Below are 16,357 nucleotides of genomic sequence, written 5' to 3'. Positions count from 1 at the left end.
CATCGCAAAATACGCCGACGCCTTCTTCAGGATCTCGTTCGCCTGGCGCAGTTCACGGACCTCGCGGCGGAGCCGGGCAAGCTCCTCCTTCTCGGCGCTCGTGACGCCAGGGCGCGCACCGTCGTCGCGCTCGGTCTGTCGCACCCAGCCGCGCAGCGTTTCACCGGAACAACCGATCCTCGACGCGATCGACTGGATCGCGGCCCACTGCGAGCCGTGCTCCTCCTGATGGTCCAGAACCATCCGGACGGCGCGGGCGCGCACCTCGGGGCTATAGGGTGGGCTTCTCTTCGTCATGGCTCCACTCTCTCAAGAGTTGGAGCCTCCGGGCAACCCGGCGCGGTTCAATACCTCGCGGTTAAGGTGGCCCGAGCTGAGGATCATCGGAGCATCTTCGAAGAGAGGTCCGAGACGCGAGAGGCGACAACGGAGGCGACCTGCGGCACAAGGCCTAACACCTTCCCCACGAGGTCCACGTCATCGACAGAACCCAGCTGGTCGACCCGCAGATTGAGCGCTTTCCAATCTTCCTCGGTCGAGAGGGCCTCGATACCCGAGAGGTCAAGGCTGGCGAACCAGGCCGCGACGTCGAAGGGGGTCGTTCGACGTTCCACTTCGGCGAAGGCTCCTCTGCCGATCGCAGAGAGATCGCCCCATTTTCGCGCGCGATGGCAGCGATCACGGCCGCGCCGTTCCCAGCGCCCGGTCCCAACCCCGCCCATTTCACTTGCACCTCGCCCGGACGGAACTTCGCCCCTCGCGCGGACCACAGCGCTCCGCCAGAGCCAAGGCGCCAGGACTGCCGCCGGTGGCGTCGTGGAGGCTCATAAGGATCTTCAGCCATCGGTCGTAGCCTCCGTCGTCAGGATCGATGTGTCCCACCAGAGCCTCGAGTTGGTCCAAGTTCACTGGGGGACGGGATCCGGGCGAGGGTGTGGACATGCTAGGGCGGGCGTCGGTCTTCTCGAGCCAGGCCGGCGCGTCGGCCGGCATGCCGCTGTTTGGAACCCACCGGTAGGTACCTTCGCATCCCGCACGTCTCGACCAAGCGACGGAAGGCGGCGCTAGGACGTATCCGTTATTTTTGATGTCGACGCCGTCACAGAGCTTTCCCTTGTACCTCGCACCGGGTCGAGCTCTAAAATAGTAATATATCCCGCCGCTGGGCGTGATCACTTGGGTCGTTCGGGGAAAAGTCCGTCCACGATCAGAAAGAACCTTGCTGAATGCCTCGACATCGTCGACGTCGACCACCACGAGGCCGCTCGCCGCGCAGGCTACGCCGATCTGAGGGTCATCGAGGGTGGCTGCCCATTGCTCGATCGTGTCGGGGCTGGTGGTGGCGTCCTTGTGCCCGTTACGGGTCATCGGTTCCTTGGTCCGGAAGCAAGGAAAGACGTGCATGCCCGACTTGGCGAAAGCAAGAGCATTTGCGGTGAACTTTTCGGGACGGGTGCGAAGATCGGTCATGGGGTCCTTGGAAATCTTCGAGGTGAGGGGGGGGGAATGTGCGCCTTCCCTCCGGCGCGCCACCGGCTGCGAAGGCACGAACGGGGGGCGCCGACAGCGCGCCTAGTCGGCGGCGCGGGCGGCCTTGCGCGCTTCGATGAAGGCTGCGACCTCCGAAGCCGGCCAGCGCGAGGCGTTGCCGCACTTTACGGGCCTCGGAAACGCGCCGGAGGGGATCAAACGGTAGATGGTCGCCGCGCTGAGCGACGTGCGCTCCAAGATCTCGTGAAGGGGGAGCAAGCGCTCCGACGCGGCGGGCGAGGTAGTGAGATAGGTCATTCAGGCTACTCCAGGTTGAACGTGGAGCTCTCTACTAATTGCCCGAATCATCGCCGGTCGTCCCCGTCCAACACGATATCGCGCCCAGCCCGGTTTGCGAGATATGCCATAGAGTCAGCCTTTTCAGCGTCTTAAAGCCTGCGGCGCGTCGCCGCCGGCGCATGTGGGCCGCGCAGCTCGCGCGACGCCGGGGGCTCCGCGCGGGGTGTCCTTCACCAAGCTCGGCGCACGAACCTGCTAGGCAAGCTCGGCAGGGGCGACGTGGTGCATCCAGCGGCGGCGGCGGTCGCCCAGGTCGCGTTCCTCACCCGACGGGCGCACTCCGGCCGACCCGCTGGCGATCGGGATCCCACGGTCTCGACCAGGGCGGCGGCAGCGCGGCGGGTCGCGTGGGCGCCCGCGATCCTGCTCGGACGGGTCCAGGGGGCGTTCACCGGCGCCGGGCTCCGCCCAGCCCACAGCCCGTTCGCGACAACGGCAACTAAAGGTTGAGCCGAGCCGCGTTTTCCTGTCAGTCTCGGGCCAAGTCGACGACCCGAACAGGCCAGACATGCAGTTTTTCGAACGACCGATACTGAACTCGCCCTACGAAATTCCCCGGGCGCATTGGGAACTCGACGGGGATGGTCGGCCGACCGACACGATCCTTGATCGCCGCAGAAGGGCCGAACTGGTCTCGCCGATCCCCGCCCCGAAGCGGCGCGGCGGCCGGGGGCGCCAGACCGAGATGGTGCTCGACACCGGGCACGGGCTGTCCACCGAAGGGCAGGAATACAACCCGTCGCCCATCATCAACGAGTTGAGGCAGGAGATCGAGCGCTGGCGCGCGCTGCCGAACCCCGAGCAGTGGCAGGTCACGCCGGCAACGGCGACGCTGCTCCGGCACTGGCGGGCGCTCCAGGGCGACCCCACCCAGAGGTTCCGGCCGTTCTTCTGTCAGGTCGAGGCGGTCGAGGCCGCGATCTGGCTCGCCGAGGTCGCGCCGAAATCGGGCGCGCGCGGCCGGCGCTTTCTCGATTACCTGAAGCTCGCCAACGCGGGGGCGAACCCCGACCTGTTCCGCGTGGCCCTGAAGCTCGCCACGGGCGCCGGCAAGACGACCGTCATGGCGATGCTGATCGCATGGCAGGCGATCAACGCGGCCCGAAGCCCGAACAGCAAGGCGTTCTCGCGCGCCTTCCTCATCATCGCCCCCGGCATCACGATCCGCGACCGGCTGCGCGTCCTGCTGCCGAGCGACGAGAGCTATTACCGCGACCGGGGGCTGGTCCCCTCGGACCTGCTGCCCGACCTCGGGCGGGCCAAGGTGGTGATCACCAACTACCACGCCTTCAAGCTCCGCGAGCAGCTGCCGCTGGCGAGCGGCACCCGCGCCGCGCTGACGGGCCACGGGCCGAAGATCGAGACACTGGAGACCGAGGGCCAGATGCTGCGGCGGGTGATCCCCGACCTGATGGCGCTCAAAAACGTGGTGGTGATCAACGACGAGGCGCACCACTGCTACCGCGAGCGGCCGGACGCCGAGGCCGCGAAGCTGACCGGGGACGAGCGCAAGGAGGCCGAGGAGAACGCCGAGGCCGCGCGCCTCTGGATCTCGGGCATCGAGGCGGTGAAGCGCCACCTCGACCTTGCCGCGGTCTACGACCTCTCGGCCACGCCGTTCTTCCTCAGCGGCTCGGGCTGGACCGAGGGGACGCTCTTCCCCTGGGTCGTCAGCGACTTCTCGCTGATGGACGCGATCGAATGCGGCATCGTGAAGCTGCCGCGCGTGCCCGTGGCCGACAACCTCCCCTCGGCCCAGACCCCGCTCTACCGCGACCTCTGGCCCACGATCCGGAGCCGCATGCCCAGGAAGAACCGGGGCGAGACGAAGCCGGACCCGGCCAAGCTGCCGATCGAGCTCCAGACGGCGCTCGACGCGCTCTATGGCCATTACGTCAAGACCTTCGAGGAATGGGACCACGCCGAGGTCGGCGTGCCGCCGGTCTTCATCGTCGTCTGCAACAACACCACGAACTCCGAGCTCGTCGCCGAGTACATCTCGGGCTACGAGCGCGAGACGGCCGAGGGCGAGCTCGATTTCCACCAGGGGCGCCTCGAGCTCTTCCGGAACTTCACCGACGACGGCCACCGGCTGCCCCGGCCGCGCACGCTGCTGATCGACAGCCAGCGCATCGACAGCGGCGAGGCGATCGACAAGGCCTTCCGCGACGTCTACGCCGCCGAGATCGACGCCTTCCGCCGCGAGAAGGCGCACCGCGAGGGCGCCGAGGCGGCCAAGGCGATCACCGACGAGGACATCCTGCGCGAGGTGATGAACACCGTCGGCCGCAAGGGCAAGCTCGGCGAGCACGTCCGCTGCGTCGTCTCGGTCTCGATGCTGACCGAGGGCTGGGATGCCAATACCGTGACCCACATCTTCGGGCTGCGCGCCTTCGGCACCAAGCTGATCTGCGAGCAGGTCATCGGCCGCGCGCTGCGCCGTCTCTCCTACGACCCCGACCCCGAGACGGGCCTCTTCGGCGTCGAATACGCCGACATCATGGGGATCGACGGGTTGAACTTCTCGGCCCAGGCGATCAGCGCCCCCGTGAAGACGCCGCGCGAGGTGGTCCACGTCCACGCCGTCCGCCCGGACCGCGACGCGCTCGAGATCACCTTCCCCCGCGTCGAGGGCTACCGCGTCGAACTGCCGGACGAGCGGCTGGAGGCCGACTTCTCGAAGCTCGAACCCTACGTCCTCGACCCCCACAAGGTCGGCGCCACCCAGGTCACGATGCAGGGCATCGTCGGCATGCCGGAGCAGATCAGCCTCGACTACCTCAAGGCGATGCGCCCCTCGGAGCTCGTCTTCAAGCTGGCCTCGCACCTGATCTCCCACACATTGCGCGACGCGAACGAGCGCCCGAAGCTCCACCTCTTCGGCCAGGCGCGCACCGTGACGCGGCAGTGGCTCGACAGCGGCCTCCTGGTCTGCAAGGGCGACACCGTGCCGGCGCAGCTTTGCTACAAGCAGCTCGCGGACGAGGTCTGCGACCTCATCGCCGGCGCGATCAACACCAACCCCTCGGGCGGGCAGATCATCCGCGCCGTCCTCGACCCCTACAACCCGGAGGGCTCGACCGCCGACGTCGGCTTCACGACCAGCCAGACCGACCGCTACGACCCGCGCGCCGACCGCAGCCACGTGAACTGGATCCTGCTCGACAATAGCGGATGGGAAATGCAGCTCGCACAGGCCATCGAGAGCCACCCGCGCGTCCGGGCCTATGCCAAGAACAACAACCTCGGCTTCGAGGTCCCCTATCTCTACGAGGGCGAGCCGAGGCGCTACCTGCCGGACTACCTCGTGCGCCTCGACGACGGCACGACGCTGGTGCTGGAGGTGAAGGGCTTCCGGGGACATGACGCGGCGATCAAGGCCGCGACGATGCGCGACAAATGGATCCCCGCCGTCAATCGCCTCGGTCGCTTCGGCGCCTGGGCCTTCGCCGAACTTCGTGATCCCTTTACCATGGCCGAGGAACTTGAGCGGCTCATCGTCAGCTTGAGTTCAAAGGACAACGCAGCATGACCGACGTCAGCTTCGACCGCCTGCGCGACGTGGCCCTTCGCGAGGCCTGGGCGCACGAGTCGCTCGCCTTCACGCCCTGGCTCGCCCGGAACATCGAGCATATCGCCGATGCCGTCGGCATTCCGCTCGAGATCACCGGGACCGAGGTCTCAGTCGGCAGCTTCTACGCCGACATCCTCGGCCAGACACCGGACGGCGGGGTGGTTCTGATCGAGAACCAGCTCGAACAGACAGACCATACGCACCTCGGCCAGATCATGACCTACCTCGCAGGCCTGGAGGCGAAGATGGTGATCTGGATCGCGCCCTCCTTCCGGGAACCGCATCTCTCCGCGATCCGCTGGCTGAACCTGAACACGGCCGACGGCTTCTCCTTCTTCGCGCTTCGGCTGCGGGTGGTGCGGATCGGCGACAGCCCCTACGCCCCGATCTTCGAGGTCGTCGAGAAGCCGAACGGCTGGGAGCGGGACGTTCATGCGAAGGTCGAGGCGACGGCGAGCGCGGCGAATGACCGCTACGCGGCCTTCTGGTCCGCTTTTCTGGACCGACATCCGGAGGCGGCGCGGCGCGGGCTCAAGGTCATCAGGGACTCGAACCTGTGGCTTCCGTCACCGCCCCAAGGCACCATTCTCGGTCTGTTCATCACCCGGAAGGACTGCGGCGTCTATCTGCGCGGCCCATCCAAGAGCAACTTCGACGAGATCGTCGCCCGGTTCGAACCCTGCCGGGACGCCCTGGAGGAGCGCCTCGGCGTGCCGGCCGCCCCTCGCGCCGACCTGAACTGGCTCTACGTCTCCCAGATCGCTCGGTCCTATACCGACGAGGCCAACTGGCCCGAGATGATCGACTTCATGGAAGAGCGCTCCAAGCTCTACCTCGCCACCCTCACCGAGCTCTTCGGAAACCCAGACCCATGACCGACAAGACCCCCGTCGAGACCATCACCCATGCCGAGCGGCGCGCGAACATCCCCTCGGCGGAGCTAGAGCCCGTCCTGCCGAGGGCCGAGCGCGAGCCGATCCGCACGGCCTGGGAACGCCGCGACCCGGATCTCGACCCGCAGCTCGTCTGGCGCGGCAAGGATCTCGCCGACTGGTCCGACCTCGTCGTGCAGGCGCCGCCCGTCTACCTTCAGGAGCAGATCCACCCGAAGGCGCTGATCGAGAACCTGCGCGCCTCGCTCCGCGACGGCAGGCGCGGCGAGGCGGGCGGGGGGCCCGACCTCTTCGACCATTTCGGGCTCGCGGACGAGGACCGCGAGGCCGAGGTCGAGTTCTATCGCCACTCCCGCAAGTGGTCCAACCGGATGATCCTCGGCGACAGCCTCGCCGTCATGGCCTCCCTCGCCGAGCGCGAGGGCCTGCGCGGGAGCGTGCAGGCGATCTACATCGACCCGCCCTACGGCATCCGCTTCAACTCGAACTTCCAGTGGTCGACCACCTCGCGCGACGTCAAGGACGGCAACCTCGACCACCTGACCCGCGAGCCCGAGCAGGTGAAGGCCTTCCGCGACACCTGGCGCGACGGCATCCACTTGATCGACGGAAGATGTCGGGCAACATAGCGCGCCCACACCGCGAGCCGCATCATGCCCGATCTCTACGTCGCCAATACAGACAACGCTTGGTTTGATTTCCTCCGGGAGAGAAGACCATGGCAAGAAGTAAATTTTTGGAAGCCTTCCCAACAAATTTTTAAGGCGATCGACGAAGGTGGTCTGTTCGTATTCCGCCTGAAGTCTCCGCGTAATGTCATTGGCGGCTACGGCATTCTTTCCAGCGCCATAAACGTCCCGATCAAATTCGCGTGGGAAAGCCTCGGTCAGGGAAACGGTGTCGAGAGCCTCGAAACAATGGTTCGGGCTATCGGCCGATACCGCAAGCGTGACACGGATGCGCACTCTCTGATCGGCTGCCGAGTGCTCGTCAATCCGGTCTTTTTCGACGAGCATGAGTGGTTTCCGATTCCCGAGGATTGGTCGCAGAACATCGTGACAGGCAAAGTATACCGCCCACTTTCGCGGGAGGGGGGCCGCTTGCTTGAGCAACTTCAATCGCGCACCGCCCCGTCAGTTATCTTCGAACGGGATAGACGCGATTTTGAAGGATTCGAGGAGCGTCAGGCAAGATTTGGCGCTCCTACTACGGTAATTCCAAGACTGGGCCAGGGAGCTTTCCGAATAAAGGTTGCTGGAACCTATCAGTTTTCATGCGCAATCTCGGAAACTCGTGTACTTCCTGCATTGGATGCCGCACACATCCGGCCCTATCGCGAGGGAGGGTCACACAGCATTACTAACGGCATAATGCTTCGTAAGGATATTCACAGCGTCTTTGATGAAGGATTTGCGACGATCGACAACGATGGCCGCTTCGTGGTCAGCTCTCAAGTCAAGGAACGCTTTAATAACGGCTCTGAATATCGGCGCCTTCACGGCAAGGCGATCTGGCTTCCCGCCTCCGCTAGCGAACGGCCTTCACTCGATAGCTTGGAATGGCACCAGAACAACAAATTTGTCGGTGCCTGATGGCCGCAAACGCGTCCGCTCCGCCGGTCCCCTCACCGTCGCGAGCCTGTCGCCGCCTCCGTAAGCGCGAAGGCTTCGTCTATGAGCGCGTCCCCCACATCACGCTGAAGTCCATCGCCAACAACGCCGAGATCGACGTGATCTGGGAGGCCCGCCAGCCCGCCGTCGAGGCCGCCCGCGCCGATCTCAACGCCGCCCTCGCCGGTGAGACGGAGCCCTTCGAGGTCACCACCGGCGGCCGCGCCGGGCAGGCGATCGACTTCACCGCGACGGGCGAGACCACGCTGCCCTCCGGCGAGCCCGCCCCGCGCGGCGGCTTCATGGAATGGGAGATCCCGCGCGAGCCCGGCACGCCCTGGCCGAAGCCGCAGCGGGACTGGCACGCCGAGGCTCGCCTCTGGAGCGCCGACGCCACCCCCGCGACGCGCCAGAAGGCGGAGCGGGCGCTGGCCGCGCTCAACGCCGCGCGCAAGGCCGGCTGGACCTTCGAGACGCTGCCGCAGCGGCCGGTGACGCCCTGGCCCGAGGAAGCCCGCGCCGCTCACGCCCGCTTCTGGGAGGCGCGCATCGCCCGCCAGAAGGAGATCGACGCCTCGATCGCCGCCCGCGCCGAGTTCGAGTACCTCTACGACAAGCCCTACGAGGCGAGGGGCCGCATCCGCGTCGCCGGCCCCTTCACCGTCGAGAGCCTGTCGCCGCATCGCGCCGCCACCGTCGGCGCGGATGGCGAGCTGATCGACGAGCTCGACGCCGCGCGCGGCGCCCATGCGCGCGAGACCGAGGCCGAGAGCTATGTCGAGGCCATCCTCGAGAACCTCCGCCGCGCCGGCGTCCACCAGAAGGACAAGGGCGACCGGATCGAGTTCACCTCGTTGAAGCCCTGGCCCGGCGAGATGATCTGCGCCGAGGGCCGCTACCCCGAGGGCGCCCCGGAGGCGCCGGTGGAGCGGCGCGCGGGCATCTTCATCGGCCCCGAATACGGCACCGTGCAGCGCGCCGACCTCGTCGCCGCCGCGCGCGAGGCCGCCGAGGCCGGGCTCGACGTGGTGATCGCCTGCGCCTTCAACTTCGACGCCCAAGCCTCGGAGTTCCACAGGCTAGGCCGTGTCCCGGTGCTCCAGGCCCGGATGAACCCCGACCTGCACATGGCGGGCGAGCTCAAGGCCGGCGGCGGCAACCTCTTCACGATCTTCGGCGAGCCCGACATCGAGATCGTCCAGGAGGGCGCCACGCTCCGCGTCCGCCTGCGCGGCGTCGACATCTTCAAGCCCGCGCTCGGCCGGGTGGATTCCTCGGACGCGGACGAGATCGCCTGCTGGTTCATCGACACCGACTACAACGAGGAAAGCTTCTTCGTCCGCCACGCCTACTTCCCGGCCGCCGACATCCCCTACAAGGCGATCCGCACGACCCTGAAGGCCGAGATCGACGAGGAGGCCTGGGAGAGCCTGAAGGCCACGGTCTCCCGCCCGTTCCCGAGGCCGAGGTCGGGCCGGATCGCGGTGAAGGTCATCAACCACCTCGGAGATGAGGTGATGAAGGTGTTCGGGGTGTAGATATGGGACGGGGCAGCTACCACGGCGGATCAACTATTATCCGAACCTATCCGAATTCGGGCTCGCTCTCGCGCGCAGAGCGAAGGATCCCTAGCGCGCTCGAGATTGCGGCGGGTGAGTTCCACGCGGCGGCGGAGCCCGGGCTTCTAAAAAGGGAGGAGATGTCCGAGGCCGATTTGAGAGATCGGTCTCGTAACCATAAGAAATCTCTCGAATCGCGCCGCGCGAAACACGCCCGGAAGCTGGCGGCAGCAAGGAAGCGTAAGGAACTGAAATCAGCAAAAGAGAAACGGCGACGAGAATCCGAAAAACTCAAACGCGAACTTGATGAGGTTCGCACGGCAGGGCAGGCCGTCACGCTCCTTGGCGCCTCGGCCGACAACGCCCAAGGGCATGGCGGCGCCGAGATCGCTATCACGCCGGCGATGGCCACCCGTGACGACATCCGCCAAGGGGTCATCGACCACCTCGGGGACGAGGTGATGAACGCGTTCAGGAGCTTAGTAATGGCACGGAAGGTGGGAAGCTACTTGGGCGGCTCAACCATCATCCGAGCCGATCCGGTGATGTCCTCAGGTGGACCCAAAAGCGAGCCGAAACGCGATAGGAGATTGCAGGACGTCGACCTCAGCGCCTTCAGCTCTGCGGAACGAGCGGAAATCCTTGAACGCATACGGCAATCTCGGGAGGCGGCGAGAAAGAGGGCCAAGGTCAAGGAGAGGGCCGAGCGGAAACGGAAGGCAGCCGCGATGTCAGCCCTAAAGAAAGCGGCTGGTGCGGTGCCTCGGAAACCGACAATTGAGGTCCCTCGTACTCCGCAACACAATGAGGGGGCACCAAGTCGCCGCAAGGCCCAACTTACGATCCAGGGCCGCAGAGTCGATCATGAGGGAGAAGGCGATTGATCATCCCCGTAGATCATCGACCAAGAAGGCCGGAGCGGCCCGGACGCCGGGTCGAAGGTCCAGGTAACTGGGACGGCTCGGACAATGGTGCCCTTCGCAAGACTTCCCCTCGATGACCCTCCGCATCGCCGACACCTTCACCGCCGCGCTGACCCGGCTGACCGCGCAGGAGCAGGCGGCGGCGAAACAGGCCGCCTTCGACCTCCAGGTCGATCCCAGCGCCCCGGGCCTCTCGCTCCACCGCGTCGATCGTTCGCGCGACCGGGATTTCTGGACCGCCCGCGTCACCCGCGACCTCCGGATCGTGCTGCACAAGCGCGGCCCCGACACGCTGCTCGCCTGGGTCGGCCATCACGACGACGCCTATGACTGGGCCGCGCGGCGACGGCTCGAGGTCCATCCCACCACCGGCGCCGCGCAGCTGGTCGAGGTCCGGGAGCGGGTCGAGGAGATCCGCGTGCACGCCACGCCGTCCACCCCCGCCGCCGTCGCGCCGCCCGCGCTCTTCGCCCGGACGCCCGAGGAGACGCTGCTCCGCTGCGGCGTGCCCCCGGACTGGCTCGCCGACGTCCGGGCGGCGACCGAGGACACGCTCTTCGACCTCACGGACCACCTGCCCGCCGAGGCCATGGAGGCGCTCCTGAACCTCGCGGTCGGCATCGAGCCCGCCACGCCCGCGCCGCCCGCCGACCCCTTCGCCCACCCCGACGCGCAGCGCCGCTTCCGCCCGCTGGTGGACGAGGAAGAGCTCCGCCGCGCGCTCGACGCGCCCTGGGAGCGGTGGACGATCTTCCTCCACCCCGCGCAGCGCGAGTTCGTCACCCGCGACTTCGCGGGGCCCGCGCGCGTCACGGGGAGCGCGGGCACAGGCAAGACCGTGGTGGCGCTGCACCGGGCCGTGCGGCTGGCCCGCGACGATCCCTCGGCGCGCGTGCTGCTCACCACCTACAACGCGCTCCTCGCCGAGGGCCTGCGCCGCAAGCTCGCGCTGCTCGGCGCGCCGCCGAACCTCACGGCGAGCGACCTGCGCGCCGTCGCGCTGACCGAGCACGAGCGCCTGCTCGGCCCGGTCCGGATCGCGACGGAGGCCGAGGTCCACGAGGTCCTGGCGAGCGCCGCCGACGGCCAGCCGGTGGACGCGGGCTTCCTGCGCGACGAGTGGCGCCTGGTCGTGGACGCCCGCGACATCCGGGACCCGGCCATCTACCGTGACCTCCCCCGCCACGGCCGCAAGACGCGCCTCACCGGGGACCGCCGCGAGGCGCTCTGGGCGATCTTCGACCGGGTTAGGGGCCTACTCGCCGAGCGCGGCCTGAAGACCTACGCCGGCGCCCTGCACGACACGGCCCGCGCGCTCGTCGAGGCAGGGGCGCGGCCCTTCGACCACATCGTCGTGGACGAGGCGCAGGACCTGAGCCTCGCCGAGCTCCGCTTCCTGCACGCGGCCTGCGCGCGGGAGGCCAATGGCCTCTTCTTCGCCGGCGACATCGGCCAGCGCATCTTTCGCCCTGCTTTCGCCTGGTCCGCCGAGGGCGTCGAGATCCGGGGACGCTCGCGCAGCCTGAAGGTCAACTATCGCACCTCGCACCAGATCCGCCGCCGGTCCGACCACCTGCTCCCCGCCAGGCTCCTTGAGCTTGACGGCGGCGAGGAGGACCGGACCGGGGTCCAGTCCGTCTTCGAGGGCCCCGCGCCCTCCGTCCGGGTCTTCCAGAGCGCGGAGGAGGAGGCCTCGGCGGTGGCACGCTGGATCGGAGAGGCCATCGACGCGGGCATCGCGCCGGAGGAGATCGGCGTCCTCGTCCGCTCGCCGGACGAACTCGACCGGGCGCTGAAGGCCACGCGGCTGGCCGGGCGGCCCGGCGAGAAGCTCGTCGGCCGCGCGGCGCCCCCCTCGGGCCAGATCGCCCTCGCGCCGATGCATCTCGCGAAGGGCCTCGAGTTCCGCGCGGTCGCCGTCATGGCCTGCGACGCCGGCGTCATCCCCTCCGAGGCGCGGCTCCTGGAGGCGAACGACGAGCGGGCGCTGGAGGAGGTCTATGCGACCGAGCGCCACCTCCTCTACGTCGCCTGCACCCGCGCCCGGGAGCGCCTGATGGTGTCGGGGGTGACGCCGGTGTCGGAATACCTGGAGGACCTGCTCGACGAGGGTCCCGCCTGACCAGCCCCGCGTAGGGCCGCGCGGTCAGGGACCGGTGAGCCGCCTGGGTCATGGCGCTGGCCTTCCCTGGCCTGAACGGCCAGATCATCCTCGTCGGCCCGGCCGATCGAGCGCAGAGGGTGCCGAGCCTCAGGCTCCGGGGCCGTTGGCCTCGCCACCGGTTGCCAGAGTGCCGCCCCCTCGGCGAGATGCCGCGCGCCGGCCGCCGTGCCCGTGCTCCGGGTCGCGGGCCCCGAAGTTGGGGGGCAATTCGGGGACGCACTTGTCGAGCAGCGCCGCGAAGAGCCGGGACTGGGTCGGTGTCCACTGGACCTCGCCCATCACCACGCGGTGCGCCAGCGGGATCTGCGCGCGCAGGAGCCCGAGGACATGGGCCCTGAGCCGCGCCCGCTGAGCCGGCGTCAGGAGCGCCTGGCGGGCCAGCGCCCCCAGTTGCGCGGTCCGCGCCCCGGACGCCCGCTGCCGGGCCTGGACGGCCTCTCCGGCGTCCCTGGCCCGCGCCACGACCTCGGCCGAGCGCGGCGCGCCCATGCAGTGCCGGGAACAAAACCGCCGGGGACTTACCCCGCGCGCGTCGTGGACGGGCTTGGCCCGGAAATGGTGTCCACAGTGCTCGCAGCAAAAAATCCTCCGCGCGCGTCTCCCTCCGGCCGGGCCTGGCGCCTTGGTAATGGAGGGGCGAGCCTCGGGGACGCTTTCTCCGGACGTTTTCATTTTTTGCCTCGCATCATCTCGGCCCCGGGGAGGTACGCGCTCGTCCGGGCAGCCGGCGGCACCCCTCCCCCCCCCCGGGGGGAGGGGGAGGGGCAGGTCAGCATGGCACGCCCGCGCGCGATCGATCGTCCCGCCCACGTCATCCGCGCGTCCCCGCGCAGCGCGCGGGCGTCTCCTGAAAGGAGCTTCTGGGGTGACGAGACAGATCACCGTCATCGGCGATCCGGCATCCTCGTCTCATCCAACGGAGATCGACCATGCCTGCTTACATTCTGCGCTACGAAGGAACGAAGCTTCTGGCCGGCATCCACGCCGCCCGGAGCGAGCGAGAGCTCGCGCTGCTCGTGGACGAGGAGACCACTCCCGGCGACTTCGAGTATGCCGAGCTCAGAGAGCGCTTCGGTATCGAGTTCCGTACGAAGGACGGCGCGGCCGTTCCGTACGAAATCGGCACGGAACCCGCGTCGCCCGCTGGCGCGCTCGCCACGGCGGACTACGTCTACATGACCGGGACCCTCAGCATGGCCCTCTTCACCGGAGAAGGCCTCACATGGAGGCGCTTCTTCGAGCACTGACGCCGAGCGCGGCCTGCGGCTTGCCTCCTAGGCCGGGCCGGGCTCTATAATGGGGTCACGCAGCCGCTCCGACCGTGGGAGGAGCGGCTGCGTGATGATCCTCCGGGTAAGAAATCCCTGACCAGCGGACGGCGCTCCCCCACGCTCTCCGCGACCGGGGTCGCGCCGTTGAACGTCAGCGGCCTACGCGGGACCATTTCAACAATGAGGGCCGAAATGAGGGCCGGATCTGCACCAGACACTGAAAACAGCATTAAATTCAGCATCTTACATGAGGGAAGTGGCGGAGAGACAGGCAGCCATTCGGCCATCGTGCGGCGTGGTAAATTGCTACGAAACCTACGATTTCCTAAGAGGTCTCGTTATCTTCAGTGTCGCATTTCATTGCCCGGCGTCGCTTCTCGATGTACCTGTTTAGGGGGGTAAGAGCGAGGGTATGGCATGCCTCGGGTCGCAAGAACGCTGTCGGCGGTTGAGGTGAAAAGATTACGACATCCGGGCCGAGGTGGAAACGTCACCGTGGCCGTGGGAGAGGTCTCGGGGCTCCTGCTGCAGATCACTCCGAACGAAGGTCGAACCTGGCTGCTGCGAGCCACGGTTGGTGGCAAGCGGAGAGAGATCGGCCTTGGCGGCTACCCCGACGTCACCCTCGCCGGCGCGCGGGAACGGGCCCGTGAGGCGAAGGACAAGATCCGGCGGGGGATCGATCCCGTAGAGGAGCGGAAAGCGGCGAAGGCCGCGCTTGCCGCCGCGCGGAGCAGAGGCCTCACCTTCGCGGAGGCGGTCGATCGCTGCCTAGCGGCCAGGATCGATGCGTTTCGGAATGAAAAGCACCGGGACCAGTGGCGTAACACACTGCGAACCTATGCGATGCCCGAACTCGGCGCGATACAGGTGCACGAGATCGCGGTGCAGGACATCGCGCGGGTGCTGGAGCCGATCTGGCAGACCAAGACGGAAACCGCGTCGCGTCTGCGCGGGCGGATCGAGGCCGTGCTGTCGTGGGCGACCGTGGCCGGGCATCGCGCCGGAGACAATCCCGCCCGCTGGAAGGGCAACCTGAAGGAACTGCTGCCTCCGCCGTCGAAGGTTGCGAGGCAGATCAACCATCCCGCCTTGCGCATCGACGACGCGCCCCGCTGGTTCGCCGCGCTGCGGTCGCGCGAGGGAATGGGCAGTAGGGCCTTGGAGTTCGCCACGCTGACCGCCGGGCGCTCGCAGGAAGTCCGCGGGGCGCGTTGGGACGAGATAGATCTGGTGAACCGCATCTGGATCGTCCCCGCGTCGCGCATGAAAATGGACCGGGAGCATCGGGTTCCCTTAGCGGAAGCCGCCATCGCGCTTCTCGAAGCGCTGCCGCGGTTCGCGGGCAACCCGCTGGTCTTTCCCGCCGCGCGTGGGGGGCAACTTTCAGACATGACCCTCAGCGCGACCATGAAGCGCCTGCATGAGGCGGATCTCGCCGTCGAGGGCGCGGGATTCACGGATCGCACCAGCAAGCGACCCGCAGTCCCCCATGGTCTGAGGTCGACCTTTCGAGACTGGGTGGCTGAGCGCACGAACTTTCCCGGCGACATGGCGGAGGTCGCCTTGGCTCACAAGCTGCCAAACGCGACGGAGGCGGCGTACCGGCGCAGCGACATGATCGAGAAGCGCCGAACGATGATGGAGGATTGGGTGGCCTTCCTTGTGTTAGCGATGCGAGTTTCAAAATGAGCGAGAACGTAAAGAAATTTCTCAAGCTTTATAAGAACGTAACACTAGAGGATGCGTCCATACTGATTTGCGGAGGAGATCCGTCAGAAATGGAAAGAATATTTGATACTTTCGGTGAATATTACTATGATCGCAAGGTAACAGAGGGTCATCATGGATTCTCAATGGTTTTTAATGCACTGAAACTGGCTGTCTTGGGAGGAGATCTAAGGGCAATATTTACATATAAGGTCGAATCAGATGTAAATAAAAATAAAGATGACTCAGAGGCTTGGGTCATATCGGCGGAAAATTTAGGCGCATTGACACAACAAGAAGATTATCCATTCTCGGACCTACTACCTTTCCATAGTGTCCGAGTTTTTCGGGAGCCGGATTGGGATCGCACTGTAGTGAGCGTGGCGGATCTCAAATCATGGCTCGCTTCCGCTGGGTACACGGACTGCATCTTCTTCGAGCAAGACGCGGCCGCATCAGGATCGGGATCCATCGCTGATCTTGCCGATCGGGACCATCCTCACTTTTCGCAAGAACTAGCGCTTGCAGTGGCGGCATGGCAGGCGTTGACGGACGTCACGCCTTCGAAGCGCAGCCCCAAACAGATCATTAAGGATTGGATTCTCAGCGAACCTGAGGGCAGGCAGCTTTCCGAGAAGGCCTTGGAGCGACTAGCCACCGTCGTGAATTGGCAGGCGGCCGGAGGCGCGCCTAGGACGAGCGGTTGACCCGCAGCCCGTTCGCATTACTCCGTTAAAACATAGGCATCTATTTTATTGATAATTATCAGATATTTATCTCGGAGCCCTATTGAGCTTCGGAGCGCCTCGCGTCCAAGTTGCTG

At 66.6% G+C, this 16,357-nt stretch carries 15 protein-coding genes; 10 read left to right on the top strand and 5 right to left on the bottom strand.

Annotated features, from left to right (window positions below):
- From FJM51_RS20655 to FJM51_RS20640, 4 genes are all read right to left on the bottom strand, one after another.
- Window positions 1–297: transposase (locus tag FJM51_RS20655; protein ID WP_140456023.1), on the bottom strand; the 297-nt coding region annotated here is incomplete at its 3' end.
- Window positions 298–380: 83 nt separating this feature from the next.
- Window positions 381–614 carry a hypothetical protein gene (locus FJM51_RS20650; protein WP_140456022.1) on the bottom strand — a complete coding sequence of 78 codons (234 nt, stop codon included), beginning with the start codon at window positions 612–614 and terminating at the stop codon, window positions 381–383.
- Between the two features lie 109 nt (window positions 615–723).
- The gene (locus FJM51_RS20645) at window positions 724–1,470 is read right to left on the bottom strand and encodes a bifunctional DNA primase/polymerase (protein ID WP_140456021.1); all 747 of its coding nucleotides are present in this window, start codon (window positions 1,468–1,470) and stop codon (window positions 724–726) included.
- Window positions 1,471–1,572: 102 nt separating this feature from the next.
- The gene (locus tag FJM51_RS20640; protein WP_140456020.1) at window positions 1,573–1,788 is read right to left on the bottom strand and encodes a helix-turn-helix transcriptional regulator; all 216 of its coding nucleotides are present in this window, start codon (window positions 1,786–1,788) and stop codon (window positions 1,573–1,575) included.
- A gap of 550 nt (window positions 1,789–2,338) precedes the next feature.
- On the opposite strand from FJM51_RS20640, the gene FJM51_RS20635 reads away from it, so the two are divergent.
- The 7 genes from FJM51_RS20635 to FJM51_RS20605 all read left to right on the top strand — a co-directional run bounded on the left by FJM51_RS20635 (window position 2,339) and on the right by FJM51_RS20605 (window position 12,511).
- Window positions 2,339–5,362, top strand: coding sequence for a BPTD_3080 family restriction endonuclease (locus tag FJM51_RS20635; protein WP_140456019.1), 3,024 nt, complete (start codon window positions 2,339–2,341; stop codon window positions 5,360–5,362).
- Window positions 5,359–6,279, top strand: a complete 921-nt coding sequence (locus FJM51_RS20630; RefSeq protein WP_140456018.1) for a hypothetical protein — start codon at window positions 5,359–5,361, stop codon at window positions 6,277–6,279. The genes FJM51_RS20635 and FJM51_RS20630 overlap by 4 nt, the downstream gene beginning before the upstream one ends.
- Entirely contained in the window at window positions 6,276–6,926 is a 651-nt protein-coding gene (locus FJM51_RS23955; protein WP_210240369.1) for a hypothetical protein, read from the top strand. Before FJM51_RS20630 ends, FJM51_RS23955 begins: the two co-directional genes overlap by 4 nt.
- A gap of 24 nt (window positions 6,927–6,950) precedes the next feature.
- Entirely contained in the window at window positions 6,951–7,889 is a 939-nt protein-coding gene (locus FJM51_RS20620) for an HNH endonuclease (RefSeq protein ID WP_140456017.1), read from the top strand.
- A gap of 137 nt (window positions 7,890–8,026) precedes the next feature.
- Entirely contained in the window at window positions 8,027–9,445 is a 1,419-nt protein-coding gene (locus FJM51_RS20615) for a hypothetical protein (protein WP_210240368.1), read from the top strand.
- Window positions 9,446–9,606: 161 nt separating this feature from the next.
- Complete coding sequence (locus tag FJM51_RS20610; RefSeq protein ID WP_140456016.1) at window positions 9,607–10,350, top strand: hypothetical protein; 744 nt, start codon at window positions 9,607–9,609, stop codon at window positions 10,348–10,350.
- A gap of 112 nt (window positions 10,351–10,462) precedes the next feature.
- Window positions 10,463–12,511, top strand: a complete 2,049-nt coding sequence (locus tag FJM51_RS20605; RefSeq protein ID WP_140456015.1) for a 3'-5' exonuclease — start codon at window positions 10,463–10,465, stop codon at window positions 12,509–12,511.
- A 129-nt stretch (window positions 12,512–12,640) separates the two neighbouring features.
- Here the strand turns inward: FJM51_RS20605 and FJM51_RS20600 are convergent, their stop codons facing one another.
- Window positions 12,641–13,015 (bottom strand): hypothetical protein, encoded by a 375-nt coding sequence (locus tag FJM51_RS20600; RefSeq protein WP_140456014.1) that lies wholly within the window; start codon window positions 13,013–13,015, stop codon window positions 12,641–12,643.
- 467 nt (window positions 13,016–13,482) lie between these two features.
- On the opposite strand from FJM51_RS20600, the gene FJM51_RS20595 reads away from it, so the two are divergent.
- The 3 genes from FJM51_RS20595 to FJM51_RS20585 all read left to right on the top strand — a co-directional run bounded on the left by FJM51_RS20595 (window position 13,483) and on the right by FJM51_RS20585 (window position 16,241).
- The gene (locus FJM51_RS20595) at window positions 13,483–13,800 is read left to right on the top strand and encodes a hypothetical protein (RefSeq protein ID WP_140456013.1); all 318 of its coding nucleotides are present in this window, start codon (window positions 13,483–13,485) and stop codon (window positions 13,798–13,800) included.
- Between the two features lie 441 nt (window positions 13,801–14,241).
- Window positions 14,242–15,516, top strand: a complete 1,275-nt coding sequence (locus tag FJM51_RS20590; protein ID WP_140456012.1) for a tyrosine-type recombinase/integrase — start codon at window positions 14,242–14,244, stop codon at window positions 15,514–15,516.
- Window positions 15,513–16,241 carry a hypothetical protein gene (locus FJM51_RS20585; protein ID WP_140456011.1) on the top strand — a complete coding sequence of 243 codons (729 nt, stop codon included), beginning with the start codon at window positions 15,513–15,515 and terminating at the stop codon, window positions 16,239–16,241. Before FJM51_RS20590 ends, FJM51_RS20585 begins: the two co-directional genes overlap by 4 nt.
- The last annotated feature ends 116 nt before the right edge of the window (window positions 16,242–16,357 follow it).

This window comes from Amaricoccus solimangrovi, from assembly GCF_006385685.1.
GTDB lineage: Bacteria > Pseudomonadota > Alphaproteobacteria > Rhodobacterales > Rhodobacteraceae > Amaricoccus > Amaricoccus solimangrovi.
The sequence above is the reverse complement of the archived record's forward strand: the minus strand, read 5'-3'. Positions and strand labels throughout refer to the sequence as shown.